Below are 19961 nucleotides of genomic sequence, written 5' to 3' on the forward strand. Positions count from 1 at the left end.
TTGTCCTTGTAGGAGCGAGCTTGCTCGCGAAGGACCGAGCTCGGAACTGTTCGCGAGCAGAGCTCGCTCCTACAGGTTGTGGAGCCCGGGCCAACGTGCGCCGACTGGCCCCCGCTCACTTCGGCCGCGGCGCCTGCAATCCCTGGCGCGGGCTGGCCAGCCGGCCGGCCCTGGCATCCGTCACCGTGCGGCTGACCGCCTGGGCGACGATGCGCACTTCCTGTTGCAGGGCCATGTCGCTGTCCAATTCCTCGTGGCTGGTTGCGTAGGGCTTGTAGTACCCGATGTAGCGTTCGAGCCTGGCGTTGAAGCCCGCATCGTGGAAGCCCATCCAGTCGAGCCAGTCGGAAAGGGCGCGGCGCGACTCTTCGATGCCTGCGACGTCACCATGGACCACCAGGCCATATACGCGGCCCTCAAGGTGTTTGGGATAGTGCCAGCCATCGAGTTCGACCTGCTTGGCCAATGCGGCGTCCTTGCCTCCGGTGGAGGTGGGATCGGGGTTACCACCATCGGCGCAGACCAGGCGGTCGATCATCAGCTTCAACGGGCTGGGTGACTGATACCAGTACACCGGCGTGATGATGATCACCGCGTGGGCCGCCACCCAGCGCTCGTAGATTTCCGCCATCCAGTCATTGGTCTGGCCCAGCGCGGGGTTGGGGTAGCAGCTGCACGGCCAGTGGCAAAGGGGCATGGCCGTGGAGACGCAGCCCTTGCACGGATGAATGTGCAAGCGGTACTCGGAGGTGATCCGGCTGAGATCGAGGAGGTCGGTTTCCACCTTGCCCCTGGCCAGTTCATCGGCGGCGATACGTGCCAGCCGCCAGGACTTGGAAATCTCGCCGGGACAGGTCCCGTCGTTGCGCGAAGAGCCAATTATCACGAGAACCCGCGAGGGCGTGGACGGGTCTTTCTGCCGGTGTTCGGCGCGCTCCAGGGCCTCGCGGGTGGCTCTCCATTCATCCGACAGCAAGTAGTCCGGGTCGGCGTATCCACTGCCGGCTGGGTGCGTCCGGGGCGCCTTGCGGCCGTCCTGATAGGCCTCCCATGCGATGGCTTCGATGCGCTCCAGCGCTTCCCGTTCCACGAAGAAGGCAGGATCGGAAAAGGATTCCCTGAAACGTTGGCGGAAGACTTCCGGGGAGACGCGTCCAGTTGCCTGGCCTTTGCGTGGCTGAATGCCCATGGCGATCACCTCGTGGCGTCCGGTTCTCCTATTCCGAATCGCGCTGCTTGGCCAGGGTTCAACCTTGCGGACGGCGAGTCTTTCCGCTCATGCAGGATGCAAGGCGCTGGGCGACTGATCATGCAATTCGCTGCTGGCTAGGGGCCATTCGCTTCGGCCGAAGGTTGGTTTCGCGGCCTTCGCTGCAGGCGGGGGAGCGGCACGGTTGATGCTGAATAAGGGAACCACCACCCCCTCAGGATTCCCCAAAATGAACTCCCTGGATGTATTCACCGAGGCCTTTCCGCAGTTCCACGTCGACCTCAAGCCCCGTCCAGACGGGACATTGCTGCTCGTACTCGAAGGTGAAACCGGCCAACCGCTGCGCAAGGCGATCAGCGGCCATGCGCTCCACGACGAAGACTGTGCCCGAGCGATCATCCGGGAGCTGCTGCGCGAGATGAAGCTGACCAATGGCGAAGCTATCTGGCATGCGCGCGGCGTCGACTGGGTGTCGCGTGAGCTGCCGACCTACTATGGCGGCGGGCTCCACGTGACCGCCGCCAAGACACTGGTTGCACGCCGCAAGGTGGAGCACGAGCGGCGCCTGGCCGCGAGATAATACCGGCAGACGAGAACGCCACGGTCAGACCCGATCGTGGCGTTCTTTTTCACGGGGCGGGATGCGCGGGTCAGGCTCCTCGCGAGGCGGGCTGTCCGGCGTAATAGCGGGTGGCTCTTCCCGCTCGATCTGGGAGCCGGGGTCTTCGTTGCCCGGGTCGTCGATGACGGGTTGCTCGGGGAGCGGTCGTTCTTCGGTACCCATGATCTTTCTCCTCTCACGTGGAGGAACCGAGGCGGCGATTCATGCCGTCATCAGTTCGCATTCCTCGGCGCAGACCTGGCATGCCCTGGCGCATTCCTGGCAATGGTTGCTGCCATGCACCGCGCATTCCTCGCCGCAATCGATGCACGCCATCAGACACACATGGCCCATGGCCGAGGCGTACTCGCTTTCGCGGATCATCAACGAGGCGCAGGACCGGCAGATGTCGGCGCAGTCGCGGCACAGCTGGATGCAGCGGGTGAGGGTGGTCGCACGGTCTTCGGTGAGGCAGGCCGCCATGCAGCTTTCACAGGCGGTAGCGCAACTGTTGCAGGCCGTGATGCAAGTCTGGAAGCGATGTTCCTCGGTCATGACGATATCTCCTGTGGCTTGAGTTCCCCGGATCGGGTGAAGAGTCGAGACAGACAGGCAATTCCCATCGCCAGCACGGCACCGAGCAAGGCCAGGGCCATGTCCTTTTGTGAATCCCATTTGTCGTTCTGGGCAGCGATGAAGCGGGCGGACTTGTCGCCGCCGACGTATTCGCCGCCGAGCCATTCGATCAGCTCGTAGCCAGCCGAAGTGGACAGCACCAGGTTCATCGCCAGGAAGGTGGCGGAGAAACCCCGCAAAGGCGTCACGCGGACCAGCAGTTCACGCACGGGGTAGACGAGCAATAGCCCATAGGTGAAATGGGCGAAGCGGTCGAATTGGTTGCGCCGCCACCCCAGCAATTCATTGAGGTCATGGCCGATAAGGCTTTTGCTCCACTGCTCGTAGGGCACCAGCGAATAGGTGTAGTGCGCACCCACTTCGTGGATGCAGAGAAAGGCAACAAGCAGCAAGGCCGAGCCATTGGACACGCGCAGTCGTCCCCAGCTGCACACCACGATCGCCATCAGTGCGAATACCAGGCCGTTCTCCATGGCCCAGTCCTGGCGGTCCTTGGGTGCGATGGCCAGAAAGGCGAAGAACACCAGAAGAAGGATCAGCAGCGCCCACTGCAGGCGTTTGTCCGTGGCACCCATGTAGTGCCGGAACTGGATTGGGTCTGCGCCATGGCGGTTCTCGCCAGGTCCCGTTCTACTCATTTCGCCAGGCTCCACCGTTCGGGTATGGCCCCTTGCTACATGGGAGGCGCCCGGGCAGCGAACGTTCGGAGTTTTTTAGGGGAACGTCGACGACGTCTGCCTGTAGGAGCGAGCAAGCTCGCTCCTACAGGCAGTCATCAGCCGCAAGGGCGGGATTATTGTTTGGCGACGAGGTCCTCAGCGAGCTGCTTCGCCATCTTCAGGTGTTCCTCGAGCTTGGGCAGCGTTTTCACGGCGAATGCACGAATGGCTTCGTCTTCGGAGTTGGCGGCGGTCTGGAACAGTTCGACGACTGCCTTGTGGGCTTCGACCTGGTTGTTGGCATAGGCCTTGTCGAAGGAGTCGGAGTCACGCATTTCCAGGATTTTCGCCTTGGCCTGTTCCGTCAGCCCGGGGGCGTCGGCCATTTCGAGGTCGTGTTTGCTGGCAAGGGCCTTGAGCTGCTGGTTAGCAGCTGTGTGCTGATCGACCATCATCCGGGCGAATTCCTTGACCTTGGGACTGGTGCCTTTTTCCAACGCCATCTTCCCGGCTTCCACCTCGGCCATGCCAGCGGCCGACGCCTGATCGACGAAGTCCTGGGCACTGATTTCATCTTTGGCCTGCACGGAAGTGGCGAGCGCCAGCACTGCGAACAACGCGAACAGCGTGTGTTTGAGCGAATGAATCATGGTGAGTCCTCCATATATGGGCGTTACCGTCGGTAGAAGAGGAGGGCGGTGGGGAAGTTCAAGAAAGTTTGCCGGTGCGAGGCCCGAAAGCAGTTCGAACCTAAGCGCGTTTTGCATCCTCACAACCCTAGAGCCCCCGCCGACAGTAGTGCTTCCCGAAGGTCACACGCAGCGAGGGGAGGGCAGGTCAACACGCGCTTTATCGGAGGAAATCACCATGTCCGAGAAACAGACCCTTCCACCACAGCACCAGAATCGCCGGCCGGGCCTGGAGTCCGACATGCAGCCGGCGCCGGAGTACCTTTCCTCGGCCTATTGCGCGGGAGGAAAGCTCGCCGGCAAGGTCGCGATCATCACCGGCGGCGACAGCGGAATCGGCCGCGCCATAGCCGTTCACTACGCCATGGAAGGGGCCGACCTGGCCCTGGTGTATCTGGATGAGAACGAAGATGCGAAGAAGACCCTGGATGAAATCGCCCGACATGGTGGACAAGCCTTTGCCCTCGCCGGCGACGCCGCCGATGGCGCGTTCTGCCGCAGGGTGGTCGCCGATGTCATGGCCAAATGGGGACGCATCGACATCCTGGTGAACAATGCCGGCGAACAACATCCGGAGAAGAATCTTGAAGAGCTGGAGGAGGATGTCTGGGAGAAGACCTTCCGCACCAATATCTTCGCGATGTTCCAGCTCACCAAGGCGGCGCTGCCCTACCTGAAGAAAGGCGCCAGCATCATCAACACCACGTCGATTACCGCCTACAAGGGCAATCCCATGTTGCTGGATTACTCATCCACCAAGGGCGCCGTCACGTCCTTCACACGCTCTCTGGCAATGAACCTGGCACACCGCGAGATACGGGTGAACGCGGTGGCGCCTGGTCCTATCTGGACGCCGCTGATTCCCTCGACCTTCAGTCCCGAGAAGGTGGCGAAATTCGGTGCCGATACGCCAATGGGACGCCCGGGGCAGCCATCGGAAGTTGCGCCGGCGTACGTCTATCTGGGCAGCAGCGACTCCTCGTACATGAGCGGGCAGGTGTTGCACGTGAACGGCGGCACCGTGGTCAATGGTTGAAGCCTTCGCTCAGACCGTTTTCGCATGGCGGGCGAATGCGCTCGGCGCCTCCAGCCATATGCTGGCGAACTGGTCAGAAATGAAAACGCTCGTTTGGATGTTCGTAGCACCGCAGCAAGATCGGGGGTTTGCATTGAGCGAGCGGATCGCCATAAGAGAAAAAATCCGCATTCGAAGCAGAAATTCTGATGGCGAACTGATGGTGGAACGGTCCCGCGGGCGCTTGTTTGGAGAGGCCCAGGAATCGAAAAGAGTCGGAACGATTCTCGGCTGTGTCGGTTCGGACAAGGGGAATGCCTCAGCATTCGCTTACTTCACCATCTGGAGATTCGACTCATGAACGAGCAAAAAGGCGGTAAAGGCAACTTCAACGAGGATCGTAATCGCGCATCCGAATCGGGAAGGAAAGGCGGCCAGCAAAGCGGCAGCGATATCAAGAAAGAGCAGGATCGTCCTTCTGATACCAGCCGCAAGGGTGGCGGCCAGCAAGGCGGTGGCGGACGCGACAGATAATCCCCATCCCCCGCGCGAAGCGGCGGCTTCGGCTGCCGCTTCGACGCCCCAAATGAAAACGGCCGCCCCGCCGATGAGGGGGCGGTGGGGCAGCCGTATAGAGCTACGAGCCGGCCTCCTGCCGCTTCTCGCATTCCGGTGGTATGAGGGGAGGCCACCAGAGGCTCCAAATATTGAGAATTGGCGCCTTCGGAAACGTTCAAGGTTTTTTTCGGTCAGCGGTGCGGCTGGTTCAGCAACTGCGCAAGGCGCTCGGCGAGTTCCACGCGGCGATAGGGTTTGGTCAGCACTTCGAATCCGCGCAGCTGCTTGGGCGTGAGATTGGCGAAGCCGGTGATGATCAATACCGGAAGCCTTTCATTGCGCTGGCGCAGTTCATGGGCGAGCTGGACGCCCGTCTTGTCCGCCATGATGTGATCGGTCACCAGTACATCCGGCTTCAGGCCTGCCTCGATCAGGTCGAGGGCGGCGGCTGCCGAATCTGCCGAGGTGACCTGGTAACCGAGTTCGCCTAGTTGCAGCGCTGTCGTCTGGCGTACCAGTTCCTCGTCGTCCACCAGCAGCACCTGGGTGGGACGGCACGCAAGAGGCGCATCGACCGCAGCCTCGCTTCGATAAACTTCCGGCCCCTCGCCAATCGGCAACCACAAGGAAACCTCGGTGCCGCGCCCGGATTCCGACACGATGCTCAGGCCACCACCCGACTGAGCCGCCAGCCCCTGCACCATTGAAAGGCCGAGCCCGGTGCCCTTGCCCACGCCCTTGGTGGAGAAGAATGGCTCCATGCACCGTTCCAGGGTTTCGGCACTCATGCCGCAACCGTCGTCCGTCACCGTGAGGCACATGAATCGTCCTGGGGCGATGCCCTTGATCGCGCCCTCCGCGACTTCCTTCACTTGTGCGCCGATGGTGAGCCCGCCGCCCTCCGGCATGGCATCACGCCCATTGACCGCCAGGTTGAGGATCGCCAGTTCGAGTTGGTGCGGGTCGACGATGACGGGGGGCAACTGCTCGGGAATATCGATGGTGACCGGGATGGTCGGGCCGAGCGAGCGGCCGAGCAGGTCACTCATATCGTTCATCAGGGTGTGCAGTGCAATTGCCTGGGGTTTGAGCGTCTGCCGACGCGCGAACGTCAGCAGGCGGCCAACGAGGATTCGCGCGCGATCCGCCGACAGCAATGCCCCATCGATAAGCCCCCGGTCACGCTCTTCGGTCAACCGCCGGCGAATCAGCTCCAGCGACGCCATGATCGGCGTGAGCAGGTTGTTGAAGTCATGGGCGATGCCGCCAGTGAGCTGGCCGACCATTTCCATTTTGCGTGCTTCGTGCAGCTGCGCCACCGCCGACTCACGCTGGCTGACCATGGAAGCGACCCGGCCTTCCAGGTCCTCGTTCAGCTTGCGCAACTCCACCTCGGCGCGGACCCGTGCGCTGATGTCCACGCAGACCAGGAGGATGCCGTTGAACTGCTCCTGGTCGTTCAGCAGCGGCGTGATCTGGTTCTGGACCCACACCGTCTGGCCATTCGGCAACATGTAGCGTCCAGTGCCTTCCAGTAACGGCCCCATGCAGAGACTGTCATCCACCAGCGGTTCCGGGAGCGGGTGGTCGACCTGGGATATATCGCGCAGCGACAGCCCGAGCAGCATTTCGCGCGAGCGTCCGACGATCTCGCAATAGCGATCATTCACCCGGGCGAAATTGCCGTCCTGGTCACAGACGGCGATGCCGGCGCTGCACTGGTCGAATATGGCTGACAGCTGTGCCGAGCTGGCCCGCAGGGCCATTTCCGACCGGGCGTGATGAACAGAATTCCAGATCAGCTTTGCGATTTCTTCCGCCAGGGTGACTTCGGCAGGCAGGAAGTCGTGGGGATGATCATGGTGGATGGCGAGCGTCGCCTCCAGGTTGCCATGGCGAACGACCGGGATGTGCAAAGTGGCCGCCACATCCAGCTCGCCGCACAGCGACATTTCCCCGACCGTCAGTCCCTTTTCGCTGGTGATGTCATCGCGGATTACCGGAAGACCTGAGCGCAGCGCGCGCAGCAGGTCGCCGCCGAAATCCCGATAGCGATGCTGCCCGCAGGCCGAGCGGTTGCCGTGGTAGTAGTCCCGATGAACCCGGAAGCTCTCGCCGTCGCCATTGTCTTCGCCGAAGAAAACCCGCGAGGCGCCGAGTGCCTCGCCGATCTTGCGCAAGGCGAGGATTTCGATTTCTTCGGGATCGGAGCTGGAGCGCAGGGTCTGGCTGAGTTCGAGCAGGAACGCCTGACGTCGTTCGAATCGAACGCGCTCGGTGGTTTCGGTGACGATGCACAGCACGCCGCCGACCGAACCCGTTTCTTCCCGGACGGCCGAGTAGGACACATCGAAGTAGGCGGTTTCTCCCCGTCCGTCACGCTCGATGTAGAAGGGTCGATCCTGGGCGGTGAAGGTTTCGCCGGTTTCCCACACACCTTCGAGGAGGGGGCCGAGGTCGCTCCAGAGTTCACTCCAGTTCTCGATGGCTGGGCGGCCCAGGGCGCGCGGATGCTTGGCGCCGATGGTGGGTACGTAGGCATCGTTGTACAGGGCGACGAATTTCGGCCCCCAGAACAGCACGATCTGGGCCTTGGCAGGCAACAGGGTGGACATCAGGGTCTTGAGCGTGGGCGACCAGTTGGCCGGGTGGCCCAAGGGCGAACTCGTCCAGTCGCGGCTCTGCAACAGCGCACCGACGGCACCGCCGTTGAGCAGAAAATTCAGGTCAAAGGTTGCCTCGTCAGGGGCGGAGCCAGATAGCTGTTCCATAAAGACGGCGGCCGATAGGCGAATAGGGATCCCTGGTTAAGCCCAATCTCCCAGCGAGTAAGAGAACGAGAGTCGCATTGCGTTCCCCCTCCCGGACCAGCGGTCGATCAATTTCAATATAGGTCAAGCCCTGTTCCCGTAGGAGCCAGCTTGCTGGCGAACCGTCCGAGCGCCGATTTTCGCGAGCAAGCTCGCTCCTACAAGTCCCGAAGCGGCGGTGGGATTTCCCCAGGCTACCGAACCGACCCTGTAGGAGCCAGCTTGCTGGCGAAGGTCCGAGCGCGGGTTCTTCGCGAGCAAGCTCGCTCCTACAAGTCCCGAAGCGGCGGTGGGATTTCCCGGGGCTACCGACCCTGTAGGAGCCAGCTTGCTGGCGAAGGTCCGAGCGCGGGATTTTCGCGAGCAAGCTCGCTCCTACAAGTCCCGAAGTCGGCGGCGGGATTTCCCGGGGCTACCGACCCTGTAGGAGCCAGCTTGCTGGCGAAGGTCCGAGCGCGGGTTCTTCGCGAGCAAGCTCGCTCCTACAAGTCCCGAAGTCGGCGGTGGGATTTCCCCAGGCTACCGACCCTGTAGGAGCCAGCTTGCTGGCGAACAGTCCGAGCGCGGGATTTTCGCGAGCAAGCTCGCTCCTACAACCAGCAGTCCGAGCGGTGATTCGCGAGCAAGCTCGCTCCTACGGATAAAACCTTGAACACCCGCGAAGACCCTCCAGTCCATACCTCTATTCGCTGTCCTGCGTGGTGATTGCTCGCGTCGCCATTGAACATATCCGTCCGGCGCGCCGGGCAAGGAGCTGATCATGCAAGCGTTGACCTACCACGGCGCCCACGACGTGCGCGTGGAAAGCGTGCCCGACCCGGTGCTGGTCGATGCCGACGACATCATCCTCCGCGTCACGGCGACCGCCATCTGTGGATCGGACCTGCACCTCTACCGGGGCAAGATTCCCCAGGTGAAGGACGGCGACATCTTCGGCCACGAGTTCATGGGCGTGGTGGAGGAGGTGGGCGCAGATGTTCAACGGGTGAAAAAGGGCGACCGCGTGATCGTCCCCTTCGTCATCGCCTGCGGCGAATGTTTCTTCTGCCGCATGAACCTGCATGCCGCCTGCGAAACCACCAACCCTGGACGCGGCTCGCTCCTCAACAAGAAACCGATACCGCCGGGTGCGGCTCTGTTCGGCTATAGCCATTTGTATGGAGGCGTACCCGGCGGCCAGGCAGAGTTCGTGCGGGTGCCGAGGGCTAATGTGGGGCCGTTTGCCATTCCCGATGGACTGGATGACGAGCAGGTGCTGTTCCTCACGGACATCCTGCCGACGGGGTATCAGGCGGTGGTCAACGCTGGCGTCACGCCAGGCAGTTCGCTGGCGATTTTCGGTGCCGGGCCCGTAGGACTGATGGCTGCGGCCTGCGCACGCCTGATGGGCGCGGACACCATCTTCATGGTCGATCACCACCCGTATCGCCTGGCCTATGCGCGCGATACCTATGGCGTGATTCCGATCAACTTCGACGAGATCGACGATCCTGCGGAGTGGATGATCCAGATGACGCCGGGGTATCGCGGCGTGGACGCGGTGATCGATGCCGTCGGCTTCGAAGCCAAGGGCAGCACCACCGAGACCTTGCTGGCGACCCTCAAGCTGGAAATGGGCAGCGGCAAGGCGATTCGCCAATGCATTGCGGCGGTACGGCGGGGCGGGATCGTCAGCGTGCCGGGCGTCTATGCCGGCTTCCTTCACGGTTTCCTGTTCGGCGACGCCTTCGACAAGGGGCTGACGTTCAAGATGGGCCAGACCCATGTGCAAGCGTTGCTGCCGAAGCTGCTCGAGCACATCCAGAAGGGCGAGCTGAATCCGCAAATCATCATCAGTCACCGCCTGCCACTGGCCGAGGCGGCGCAGGGTTATCGCATGTTCGATCGCAAGGAAGACGACTGCCGCAAGGTCATCCTGCGGCCCTGAACCAGGCAGCCGACGCCATTCGCAGGATTCCCCGAACCGGTCCCGGGCCAGTCGGTCAGCCACTAAGCAGATTCACCATCACCGTTACCACAGCCCAGGAGAAAGACGATGAATGCAGTCGATCTACTCAAGAAGGATCACCAGCTCGTGAAACAGATGCTGATGAAGCTCGCCGCCACCACGGAGCGTGGCACCAAGACGCGCATGGACCTGCTGAACAAGCTCCACACCGAACTCTCGATCCATACCGAACTCGAGGAACGGATTTTCTATCCGGCCTATGTGCAGGCCGGCGGTAAGGAAGAGGAAAAGATGTTCTACGAAGCGAAGGAAGAGCATCGCACGGTCGAGAGTCTGGTCTTGCCGGACCTCTTGAATACGCCGGCTGATTCGGCCCCCTTTGCGGGGCGGGCGAAGGTGCTCAAGGAACTGCTGGAGCATCACATCAAGGAAGAGGAAGAGGAGATGTTTCCCAAGGCAGAAAAGCTGCTGGGCAAGAAGCGGCTCGAGGAGTTGGGCCAGCAGATGGAAAGCCACAAGCTGAAAATGAAGCAATCCATGGGGCACGCGGCCTGATTCGGCCGCCTCAATGGGCCAGGGACCGGCCCACCAGGAATCACCTCCTGTAGGAGCCAGCTTGCTGGCGAACAAGCCCGAGCGTGGCATTTTCGCGAGCAAGCTCGCTCCTACAAGTCCCGGGAGCGGCGGAGGTACTGACCCTGTAGGAGCCAGCTTGCTGGCGAACGGTCCGAGCGCGGATTCTTCGCGAGCAAGCTTGCTCCTACAGGTTTTAGTAGTGCAATTTGCACGACCGCTTATCGCGCGATCGTGCAGATTGCACGTTTCTGTTTCGGGAATTTTGGAATAATTCCCCACTTATCAATGCCTTGGAGAGGCATTGAAGCAGGCATGAAGGCTGCTTGGATTCCGTTACAACATCGCCAAGAACGGAGTCCGCATGAATCTGCCCACATCCGCCTTCCACCTTGCGTTTCCGCAATACCAGGTCGAACTCCAGTCCAGGCCGGATGGCTCCGTCCTGCTCACCCTTCGGGGCGAAAAGGGCGCGACCCTCCGCAAGGCCATCGACCGGAATGTGCTGTGCAGCGAAGCCTGCGCGGAACGCGTTATCCATGAACTGTTACGCGAAATGAAGCTGGCTGCCGGGGAGGTGGTCTGGCATGGAGCGGGTACGACCTGGATTCCGCGCGATTTGCCTACCTATCACGGTGGAGCGATCACCATGACCAAGACCAAGACGCTGGTTCAGCGCCGGAAGCTGGAGCATGAGCGTCATATGGAAAAACACTGACGGGCCTTGCCTGAACCGAGAGTAGCGCCGTGGGCATCGGCAGGATGTCGCTCCGCGGCTTATCGAACCGCCGTTCTCCTCGTGGAGCGGCGGTGTTTTGGTATGTTCATCCCGAGGATGCACAGCTGTGATCACGTACAGAACAACAACAATTAACGATCCTGAGACTGCCATGACGAAACGAGATTTTCCCGCACACACCGCATGGAGCGAAGCCTACGTAAATGGCGACCACGCTATTGCCTTCATCGCCATTCAGTCCTTGTCTGCCAACAGTAAGCCCAAGCTGCACCAGGTCTATCACCGCCTGCATTTTCGCCGGAAATGCGAAGCCCTGAGGGCAGCGGAGGAGGCCCTTGCCATGCTGCTGCATGTGGACGAGCACGGCCGTCCGGTCTTCAGTTCTGCAGATTGCTGATGACCGCTTCGTACGAAGGCGCGGGGCGAACCCCGCGCTGCCTGCAACGCTGTTGGCAAGATATTCACTCAGGCTTGGGGGCGGGGGGCGCTACACCGGATTCGATGCCGCCACTGAAGGAGTCCGACGGTCGCTCTCCTGATTCCTGTTCTGTTTGCAGTTGTTCTTCTGCAAGCCGCCAGAAGTGCTCCTCTTCTCCCTCTGGACGGCCCTGCAGTTCCCAAAGCTCATACGCCCGTTCGCGGATGGCGTTTTCGTCGATCATCGGCTTCTCCTCCCAGTGGGGGTGGCAGACAAGCAAAGGAATCAGGCGTTTTGCCCGACCTGCTTTGCGGGGGTCTAGTTGTGAGCGCACCAGCAGCATTGCGTTCAGGGTTTTTGCTTCAGGTGGCGTCCCGGCCCATTCATGGGCCAGAAGCGGCAGCGGGGCGTTGCGTTGACGTCGCGATGTACGAGGCGAAGTCCGCCGGGCGCAATACCTGGCGTCTCCATTCCGAGAGCATGGACCAGCTACTGGTGGCCAAGAAGCACCGGGAACTTGAGCTGCGTACGGCACTGCGCCATGGAAAGCTGGAGCTGTATTACCAACCGCGCCATCACACCCGCGACCGCACGATTTCTGCGGTGGAAGCGCTGATCCGCTGGAATCTGTTCAGCGAGCCCATGGGGCGCGATGCCCTGGAGCAGCTGTTGAACCTGGCAGTAATGCCCAGCGCGACGCATCAGGTCTAGATCGTCCCGACGTTCGCGTCCCGACTAATTGCAATCGACGGGAAGTCGTGGACAGTTGACCGGATCTTGCATGTGCCGCCCCATGAAAACTATCCATGGCGGCACGTTCTTAGCGGTATTATTGGCATTTGAAGGACGGCCCGCGATGCCTAGCATCTGGCCATGACGGGTATGGGTCATCCCGCCTCGATTGTGGATCGCCATAACAACCAAAACGGATCACTGCCGATACAGCTATCGACGCGGAAAGTCGGAAAGCCGTGTCGGAATGAGGGCAGATGTGATGAGCAAGCGACAACCCCGTGGTAATAACGCCAAGCTGAAGGTCCAGCCAAGTCACCTCGATTTCCCCGTAGTAGGGCTGGGCGCTTCCGCAGGCGGGCTTGCCGCGCTTCTTCGCGTGTTCGAGAACATCCCCGATGACAATGGCATGGCGTTCGTGGTGGTCATGCACCTGTCGCCGGACCATGAGAGCAGCGCCGACCAGATACTGCAAAAAGCCACCAAGATGAAGGTCCAGCAGGTCACCCACGCGACCCCCATCGAGCAGAACTGCGTCTACCTGATTTCCCCAGCCATGCAGCTGACGATGAATGACGGCTATCTGCGTGTCAGCGATCTGAACGCCACGCAACCCCGGCATATCGCCATCGACCTGTTCATGCGCACCCTGGCTGATGCCCACACGGAACGCGCCGTTGGCGTTGTCCTCAGTGGCAATGGCAGCGACGGTTCCGCCGGCCTTTCCCGGGTCAAGGAGCAGGGTGGGGTGACCATCGCCCAGGAGCCGAACGACGCGGAATACGAAAGCATGCCGCGCAGCGCGATCACCACCGGGCAGGTCGATTTCGTCCTGCCGGCAGCGGATATCCCGCAGAAGCTCATGGAGCTGTGGGAAACCATGCGCACCATCAAGCTGCCGATGGAAGCGGATGTATCGGAGCCGGTCAGGAAGATCGAAGACCCTGACCAGGCCCGCGTCGCCGAGTCTGCGTTGCGCGACATCCTGACCATCCTGCGTACCCGCACGGGGCACGATTTCAAGCATTACAAGCGGGCGACCGTACTGCGGCGCATCGAGCGGCGCATGCAGGTCAATCGCCTGAGCGATCTGCCGGCCTACCGCGGCTTCCTCCAGGCGACGCCCGAGGAAACTGGCTATCTGCTGACCGACATGCTCATTGGCGTGACCAATTTCTTCCGTGACCGCGAAGCCTTCGAAGCCCTCGAACGGGAGATCATTCCGCGCCTGTTCGAAATGCGCATGGACGACGAAGCGCTGATTCGCGTATGGAGCGCCGGCTGCTCCTCCGGCGAAGAGGCCTATTCGATGGCCATGCTGCTCTCCGAGTACGTCGAGTACAGCGAGAGCGAGCGTAAATTCCAGGTGTTCGCCACCGACATCGACGAGCACTCCATTTCCATCGGCCGCAGCGGCACGTATCCGGAGGCGATCCTGCCGGATATCGCGCCCCAGCGTCTGCGGCAGTTCTTCACCAAGGAGCAGAATCGCTTCCGCGTGAAGAAGGAGATTCGTGAGCGCGTGCTGTTCGCCATGCACAACCTGCTGCGCGATCCGCCGTTCTCCAAGCTTCACCTGATTTCATGCCGCAACCTGCTGATCTACCTCGACCGGGAAGTGCAGACGGACATCCTGCAGATGTTCCATTTCGCGCTGGCGCCCGGTGGCTACCTGTTCCTCGGAAGTTCCGAATCGGCAGATGTGTGCATGGATCTGTTCACCCCGGTGGACAAGAAGAACCGCATCTACCGCGCGAAGGCCGCTTCGGTCATCGGCCGTACCGCCGCGCCTTTGCCCGTCAACAGCTATACGGACATGCCGCAGCCGAGCAGTGAAAGACCCATGGAGCGTCGACGTATTTCCTTTGCCGAAGTCCACCAGCGCGTGCTGGAGCAGTACGCGCCGCCGAGCGTGGTGGTGAACCATGAATCGAACATCGTGCACATGTCCGACCAGTCGGGGCGCTACCTCCGCTATGTCGGTGGCGAGCCGTCGCACAATCTGCTGTCGCTGATCCATCCGTCGCTGCGCCTGGAGTTGCGCACTGCACTGTTCCAGGCGTTCCAGACCAACAAGAGCGTCGAGGCGCGTCGCGTCAAGCATGAGCGGGACGGCACCAGCTCCTACATCAACATGGTCGTGCGACCGTTCCGCGACATGGACGCCGACTTCGCCCTGGTGATCTTCGACGAGGTCGAAGAAACCATGAGCAACGATGTCGATTCTTCCCAGGTGGACATCAAGGACAACGTGCTGTCGCAGCTGGAAAGCGAGCTGCAACGCAACAAGGAACAGCTGCAGGCGACCATCGAGCAGTCGGAAACCTCCACCGAAGAGCTGAAGGCCTCCAACGAAGAACTGCAGGCGATAAACGAAGAACTGCGTTCTACCACCGAGGAGCTGGAGACCAGCAAGGAAGAGCTGCAATCGATCAACGAAGAGCTGATCACCGTCAACCAGGAGCTGAAGACCAAGGTCGAGGAAACCGGGAAGATCAACGACGACCTGCAGAACCTCATCGCCTCCACGGATATCGCTACGGTGTTCGTCGGCCACGACATGCGGATCAAGTCCTATACGCCACGCGCCACGGCCATTTTCAGCATCATTTCCTCCGACATCGGGCGTTCGCTGCTGGACATCACCCACCGCCTGGATTATCCGACCCTGTCCGCCGACGCCGCGGATGCGTTCGAGTCGCTGCGAACCATTGAGCGGGAAGTCGCCAGCAATGACGGGCGCTGGTACATCGTGCGCATGCTGCCGTATCGCACCACCGAAAATGTGATCGATGGCGCAGTGCTTACTTTCATTGATATCACCCAGCGGCGTATCGCCGAGGAGAAGGCCCGCGAAAGCGAAGAACGCCTGCGCCTGGCGGCGGAGAGCACCCAGGACTTCATCATCATCACCCTGGACCGGGATGGTCGCATCACCGGCTGGAACAATGGCGCCGAGCGTATCTACGGCTACGCAGAAACGGACGTCATCGGAAAAAATGCCAATTTCATTTTCCCGGAGGAGGACAGGCACGCAGGCGTGCTGATGAACGAGCTGCGCATCGCCCGCGAGGCCGGCCGTGCCGAAGATGACCGCTGGCATGTGCGCAAGGACGGCTCGCGCTTCTTCTGCAGCAGCGTCACCACCGCGCTGCCCAATGGCGGTCCCCATGGTTATGCCAGAATCGGCCGCGACATCACCGGCAAGAAACGCGCGGAGGCAGACCAGGAGAGTCGCCTGCAACAAAACCAGGCAAGCATGCGCCTGCGCGACGAGTTCTTCGCCATGATGTCCCACGAACTCAAGCACCCGTTGAACCTGATCCAGCTGAACACCGAGCTGATCGCGCGGCTGTCGATGGTCAAGAGCCACGCCGTCGCGGCCCGCGCGGTGGACAGCATCCTCGGCTCGGTGCGCAGCCAGGCACGGATCATCGACGACCTGCTCGACCTGTCCCGTCTGAACACCGGCAAGCTCAAGCTGAACCTGGGTCCGGTCATCGTCCAGAACATTGTCGAGGAAGTCATTGCTGCGCTGACCACCGACGCCACGGCCAAGGACGTGGCCATCGAGATCGACGCACCCCGGAACGGCGATGAGCTGCTGGTCGCGGAAGCTGACCCGGTACGCATGGAGCAGATCATCTGGAACCTGTTGAGCAATGCGGTGAAGTTCACCCATGCCAACGGCACGATCCGGGTTGGCCTCGCCCATGACACCGGAATGCTGAAGATCACCGTGCGCGACAACGGCCAGGGCATCGCCCCTGAATCGCTGCCGCTGATCTTCGAACTCTTCGGCCAGGGCGACGAAGGCCGTCATGCTTCGCGCAAGGAAGGGCTCGGCATCGGCCTGGCGCTGGTGAAGGAGCTGGTGGAAGCGCAGCACGGCAGGGTAGAAGCGCACTCACCGGGCATCGGCCAAGGCGCGACCTTCTGCGTATGGCTTCCGCTCTACCAACAGAGCGAGGAAAAGCTTGCCATCGAAGAAACGAATGGCGGCCAGTTCAATGGCCTGCGCGTGCTGATCGTCGATGACTCGGCCGATATCCGCACCATCATGCAGGCGGTGCTGGAAATGGAAGGGGCATCGGTGACCACGGCGGACGACGGCATCTCGGCCCTCAAGCTACTGGAGGACGACGGCTGGGATCTGATCCTGTCGGATATCGGCATGCCCGGCATGGACGGCCACGAGCTGATGCGCCGCATCCGGCAGATGCCGCACCACGAGAACACCCCGGCCATCGCGCTCACCGGTTACGGCACGACCAGCGATGCCGATCTGGCCTATGAGGCCGGGTTCAATGCCCATGTGAGCAAGCCAGTTTCCCTGGAGACGCTGCAACGGGCGGCCCTGGAAATCGGCGTTGGCAACGGCAAGGGCTGACCGGCCCTTGCTCTTGATGGAGAGCAGCTTTATCAGGGGACAGTGACTGGCGGCGAAATCAGCTGGAAGGCGGCTTCCGGCTGTTACGCGATGACTGAATGCGCTCCTCCAGTTCACGCTCTTCCGCTTCCGTGTCCTCACCCAGCCCGAACTTCCCATAAGCCTTGCGCAAGTCGTGAAGGGTGCGGGAATCCATCTTGTCGAGACTGATCAAGGCGTTGTGGGCTCTCTCCGTTGCCCGCAGCAGTTCGTCCAGTTTGATGTGTAGCGCATCGTTGTCGCGGTTCTGCGTGTGCTGGATGAGGAACACCATGAGGAAGGTGATGATGGTGGTCGAAGTGTTGATCACCAATTGCCAGCTGTCGTTGAAGCCGAAAACCGGGCCGCTGAGCCCCCACAAGACCACGAGCGATGCGGCGGCCACGAATGTGTGGGGTTTGCCGGTTGCGCTGGATAGCTTCGACGAGAGTCTGGAGAAGTTCATGATCGATCACCATGCAGAATGCTGTGCCCTGGACCTGTGTGAAGCGCAGATATTTCTGCTGTGACCGCGAGGGGATTTCCCTGTGCAGGTTTTTTGCGAGGGCCCGCCTCAGCCCTTGGTTCGGCGCAGATCGGCGCTCCTCGGGTAAGTACGCTCTTCCTCGATTTCGCCCGTTCTGGTGTGAATCTTCACTGTTCCTTCTCGCCATATTCGATCTCCAGACGGCAATCCGGATTCAATCTTTCTCCCGCTGACCAGCCCTGTCAGAGCGAAAACAGCTCGACTTATGCCTTTTATCTTTCTCCTTGAACTCTCCACCCCACCGATCATCCCCCTACTAGGCAACCTGATCTTTGATGGCGAGGTCCGCGAAGCGAGGTGCCCATCTCCCTGACTTCCAAAGAAAGGTGAATCAGCATGGAAACCTACCCCAGAAACAATCCGCCCGCGGGCAAGAACGCTGACCCGCCCAGCACTGAAATGGGCGAGCACCTGCGGGATCTGAAAGACGGCGCAGCAGGACTCGCACAAGACGCCCAGGAGCAGGCCATGTCGCAGTACGAGCAGTACCGGGACACCGCCGCCGACCAGCTGGAATCGCTGGCGGAAGGGGCACGAATGGCGGTTTCGGACCTGGAGCGGAACGACGCCTTGGGCATCTCCCATTACGTCGCCGACATGGCCGAACGCATGACGTCGCTCGCCGACAATCTGCGCGGCAAGAGTGTCGATCAACTGATCAGGCAAACCGGCCAGTTGGCTCGCGATAATCCGGCGCTGTTCGTTGCCGGTAGCGTTGCGATCGGATTTGGGCTGTCGCGTTTCTTCAACGCAACCAGCACCCGCGTGCGCGATTCAGCCGGTACCAGCCCGCCTGACGATGCAGGTTACGTCCGTGATCCGGCACAGGATTTCAGCCCGGTTGATTCCACGCCGGAAACGACCGCACGGACCACGGCAATGCCGCCAGACCCCGACCCACTTGATCGTTACAGCGACCCGCTCGTGCCTACTCTCACCGACCGGTTTGATGACGACCTGCGCATCGGCGATGACGACCTGCGCATCGGCGATGACGATCTGCGCAAAGGAGTATCGGAATGACTGATCAACACAACATTCGCTCGGACTCCACCCCGCTAGAGCGTCCAGAGAACGGCTCGACGGTGATGGGGTTGATACGTCAGTTGAGCCACGAAGTTCAGCAACTGTTCACCAAGGAACTCGCACTGGCCAAGGCTGAAATGCAGGAATCCCTGCGCTCCACCAAGGCTGGCATCGCCGGTGTTGCCGGTGGGGTGGTGGTGTTGCTCGGCGGCTTCATCATGCTGCTGATGTCGGCGGTTTATGGGCTGAGTCTGGTCCTGGCACCCTGGATGGCCGCATTGATCGTCGGAGGTGTGGCCACGCTGGCCGGTTTCATCATGGTTCAGGCCGGCAAGAAACAGTTCGAGCCGTCGCATCTCACGCCTGAGCGGACCGTCAGTTCGCTGCAGAAAGACAAGGACGCGGTGATGAGGAGAATGACATGAGCACTCAAAGCCAGATCGAAGTCGAGTCACACAAGGACCCGGAAACACTTGAGCGGGAGATCGAACAGCAGCGCTCCAATATCGGCAATATCGTCAACGCGCTGGAGAACAAGCTGTCGCCCGGCCAACTGGTTGACCAGGCGCTGGCTTTCACCAAGGACAACGGCGCCGAGTTCTTCAACAACCTGGGCACCACCTTGAAGAACAATCCGGTGCCGACGGTGCTGACCTCCATCGGCCTGGCGTGGCTGATGCTCGGGCAGAACCGTACACCTCCGGTCCCAAGGCCCACGTATTCAATGGGTGAGTTCGGCGCGGACGGCGGCGTCCGGAACATGGCCGACGGTGTCAGGGATAGCTTCGGCCGTGCGGCGGATGCGGTGTCGGGCGCGGTGGATCATGCCAAGGAATCGCTTCGCCATGGACGGGAGGCGGCCAGTGCGCGTGTCGACTATCTGAGCGACGGCTTCGACACGGTCAAATACACCGTAAACGAGCGCAGCCATCACATGGCGGACTCACTGCGGCACCAGTCCGATTCGGTCAGGAACGGCTTCGACTATCTGCTGCGTGAACAGCCCTTGGCCCTGGCAGCGATGGGCATTGCCATTGGCGCGCTGATAGGCACCGCACTGCCCAGCACTCCACAGGAAAACCGGCTTATGGGACAGGCGAGCGATCGCCTGACCGATGAGGCGAAACGCTTGATGCGGGAGGGCTACGACAAGGTCGCGGAGACTGGCAAGGCAGCCATGGAAAACGTTCAACGACGCGCCGCGTCTTCAACCCGCTCGCCAGCCGATGAGGTCCACCGCCCAGACGAGTACGGCGCAACGGACCATCGACCGAGTTCGAATTGAGTCAAGGCTCCTACATTTCAGGCTCTGGCGTTCGCCCGAAACTCCATTGCGAGCGGGCGGCGCTAGCAAGACTCGCAAGGGTGAGACGGTTTTCTTGTAGGAGCGAG

At 61.3% G+C, this 19961-nt stretch carries 21 protein-coding genes and 1 pseudogene; 13 read left to right on the forward strand and 9 right to left on the reverse strand.

What is annotated here, in order from left to right:
* Positions 1-115: 115 nt before the first annotated feature.
* On the reverse strand, positions 116-1189 hold the full coding sequence (locus DM872_RS06495) for a flavodoxin family protein (protein WP_179058688.1): 1074 nt from the start codon (positions 1187-1189) through the stop codon (positions 116-118).
* Positions 1190-1439: 250 nt separating this feature from the next.
* Here DM872_RS06495 and DM872_RS06500 point away from each other — a divergent pair, with 250 nt between their 5' ends.
* A complete protein-coding gene (locus DM872_RS06500) occupies positions 1440-1790 on the forward strand; it encodes a DUF3509 domain-containing protein (RefSeq protein WP_179058689.1) in 351 nt (116 codons plus the stop codon).
* A 24-nt stretch (positions 1791-1814) separates the two neighbouring features.
* Here DM872_RS06500 and DM872_RS06505 read toward each other — a convergent pair whose 3' ends face one another.
* From DM872_RS06505 to DM872_RS06520, 4 genes are all read right to left on the reverse strand, one after another.
* A complete protein-coding gene (locus tag DM872_RS06505; RefSeq protein ID WP_179058690.1) occupies positions 1815-1994 on the reverse strand; it encodes a hypothetical protein in 180 nt (59 codons plus the stop codon).
* 39 nt (positions 1995-2033) lie between these two features.
* Complete coding sequence (locus DM872_RS06510) at positions 2034-2366, reverse strand: four-helix bundle copper-binding protein (protein WP_179058691.1); 333 nt, start codon at positions 2364-2366, stop codon at positions 2034-2036.
* Positions 2363-3085 (reverse strand): DUF2238 domain-containing protein, encoded by a 723-nt coding sequence (locus DM872_RS06515; RefSeq protein WP_256873303.1) that lies wholly within the window; start codon positions 3083-3085, stop codon positions 2363-2365. The genes DM872_RS06510 and DM872_RS06515 overlap by 4 nt, the downstream gene beginning before the upstream one ends.
* A 155-nt stretch (positions 3086-3240) precedes the next feature.
* Complete coding sequence (locus DM872_RS06520; RefSeq protein ID WP_179058692.1) at positions 3241-3756, reverse strand: DUF4142 domain-containing protein; 516 nt, start codon at positions 3754-3756, stop codon at positions 3241-3243.
* Between the two features lie 217 nt (positions 3757-3973).
* Between DM872_RS06520 and DM872_RS06525 the strand changes: the two genes are divergently transcribed.
* From DM872_RS06525 to DM872_RS06535, 3 genes are read left to right on the forward strand one after another with little or no spacing between them, the layout of a single operon-like run.
* Positions 3974-4831: an SDR family oxidoreductase gene (locus DM872_RS06525; RefSeq protein ID WP_179058693.1), complete on the forward strand. Its 858-nt coding sequence runs from the start codon at positions 3974-3976 to the stop codon at positions 4829-4831.
* On the forward strand, positions 4824-5171 hold the full coding sequence (locus tag DM872_RS06530) for a hypothetical protein (protein WP_179058694.1): 348 nt from the start codon (positions 4824-4826) through the stop codon (positions 5169-5171). Before DM872_RS06525 ends, DM872_RS06530 begins: the two co-directional genes overlap by 8 nt.
* On the forward strand, positions 5168-5344 hold the full coding sequence (locus DM872_RS06535) for a KGG domain-containing protein (RefSeq protein WP_179058695.1): 177 nt from the start codon (positions 5168-5170) through the stop codon (positions 5342-5344). Before DM872_RS06530 ends, DM872_RS06535 begins: the two co-directional genes overlap by 4 nt.
* Positions 5345-5559: 215 nt before the next feature.
* Here DM872_RS06535 and DM872_RS06540 read toward each other — a convergent pair whose 3' ends face one another.
* Complete coding sequence (locus DM872_RS06540) at positions 5560-8139, reverse strand: PAS domain-containing protein (protein ID WP_179058696.1); 2580 nt, start codon at positions 8137-8139, stop codon at positions 5560-5562.
* Between the two features lie 799 nt (positions 8140-8938).
* Between DM872_RS06540 and DM872_RS06545 the strand changes: the two genes are divergently transcribed.
* The 4 genes from DM872_RS06545 (at position 8939) to DM872_RS06560 (ending at position 11835) form a co-directional block, all read left to right on the forward strand.
* On the forward strand, positions 8939-10105 hold the full coding sequence (locus DM872_RS06545) for a zinc-dependent alcohol dehydrogenase (RefSeq protein ID WP_179058697.1): 1167 nt from the start codon (positions 8939-8941) through the stop codon (positions 10103-10105).
* Between the two features lie 108 nt (positions 10106-10213).
* On the forward strand, positions 10214-10681 hold the full coding sequence (locus tag DM872_RS06550; protein ID WP_179058698.1) for a hemerythrin domain-containing protein: 468 nt from the start codon (positions 10214-10216) through the stop codon (positions 10679-10681).
* Between the two features lie 382 nt (positions 10682-11063).
* A complete protein-coding gene (locus DM872_RS06555; RefSeq protein ID WP_179058699.1) occupies positions 11064-11417 on the forward strand; it encodes a DUF3509 domain-containing protein in 354 nt (117 codons plus the stop codon).
* A 172-nt stretch (positions 11418-11589) separates the two neighbouring features.
* Positions 11590-11835 (forward strand): hypothetical protein, encoded by a 246-nt coding sequence (locus tag DM872_RS06560; RefSeq protein ID WP_179058700.1) that lies wholly within the window; start codon positions 11590-11592, stop codon positions 11833-11835.
* Between the two features lie 64 nt (positions 11836-11899).
* Here DM872_RS06560 and DM872_RS06565 read toward each other — a convergent pair whose 3' ends face one another.
* Positions 11900-12100, reverse strand: coding sequence for a DUF2934 domain-containing protein (locus DM872_RS06565; protein ID WP_179058701.1), 201 nt, complete (start codon positions 12098-12100; stop codon positions 11900-11902).
* 182 nt (positions 12101-12282) lie between these two features.
* Here DM872_RS06565 and DM872_RS06570 point away from each other — a divergent pair, with 182 nt between their 5' ends.
* Both DM872_RS06570 and DM872_RS06575 read left to right on the forward strand, forming a co-directional pair.
* Positions 12283-12567, forward strand: coding sequence for an EAL domain-containing protein (locus DM872_RS06570; RefSeq protein WP_179058702.1), 285 nt, complete (start codon positions 12283-12285; stop codon positions 12565-12567).
* A 283-nt stretch (positions 12568-12850) separates the two neighbouring features.
* Positions 12851-16978 (forward strand): CheR family methyltransferase, encoded by a 4128-nt coding sequence (locus DM872_RS06575; RefSeq protein ID WP_179058703.1) that lies wholly within the window; start codon positions 12851-12853, stop codon positions 16976-16978.
* 58 nt (positions 16979-17036) lie between these two features.
* Here the strand turns inward: DM872_RS06575 and DM872_RS06580 are convergent, their stop codons facing one another.
* Positions 17037-17462: a low affinity iron permease family protein gene (locus tag DM872_RS06580; protein WP_179058704.1), complete on the reverse strand. Its 426-nt coding sequence runs from the start codon at positions 17460-17462 to the stop codon at positions 17037-17039.
* 108 nt (positions 17463-17570) lie between these two features.
* Positions 17571-17666 (reverse strand): annotated as a pseudogene (locus tag DM872_RS30845) (DUF2188 domain-containing protein); the annotation flags it as partial.
* Positions 17667-17879: 213 nt separating this feature from the next.
* Between DM872_RS30845 and DM872_RS06585 the strand changes: the two are divergent.
* Genes DM872_RS06585 through DM872_RS06595 form a run of 3 tightly spaced genes read left to right on the forward strand, consistent with a single transcriptional unit; the run spans position 17880 to position 19854 of the window.
* Complete coding sequence (locus DM872_RS06585) at positions 17880-18566, forward strand: hypothetical protein (protein WP_179058705.1); 687 nt, start codon at positions 17880-17882, stop codon at positions 18564-18566.
* Positions 18563-18994 (forward strand): phage holin family protein, encoded by a 432-nt coding sequence (locus DM872_RS06590; RefSeq protein ID WP_179058706.1) that lies wholly within the window; start codon positions 18563-18565, stop codon positions 18992-18994. The genes DM872_RS06585 and DM872_RS06590 overlap by 4 nt, the downstream gene beginning before the upstream one ends.
* Positions 18991-19854, forward strand: a complete 864-nt coding sequence (locus DM872_RS06595; RefSeq protein WP_179058707.1) for a DUF3618 domain-containing protein — start codon at positions 18991-18993, stop codon at positions 19852-19854. The genes DM872_RS06590 and DM872_RS06595 overlap by 4 nt, the downstream gene beginning before the upstream one ends.
* Positions 19855-19961: the final 107 nt, after the last annotated feature.

The organism is Pseudomonas taiwanensis, from assembly GCF_013393345.1.
In the GTDB taxonomy this organism is placed as follows: Bacteria; Pseudomonadota; Gammaproteobacteria; order Pseudomonadales; family Pseudomonadaceae; genus Metapseudomonas; species Metapseudomonas resinovorans_C.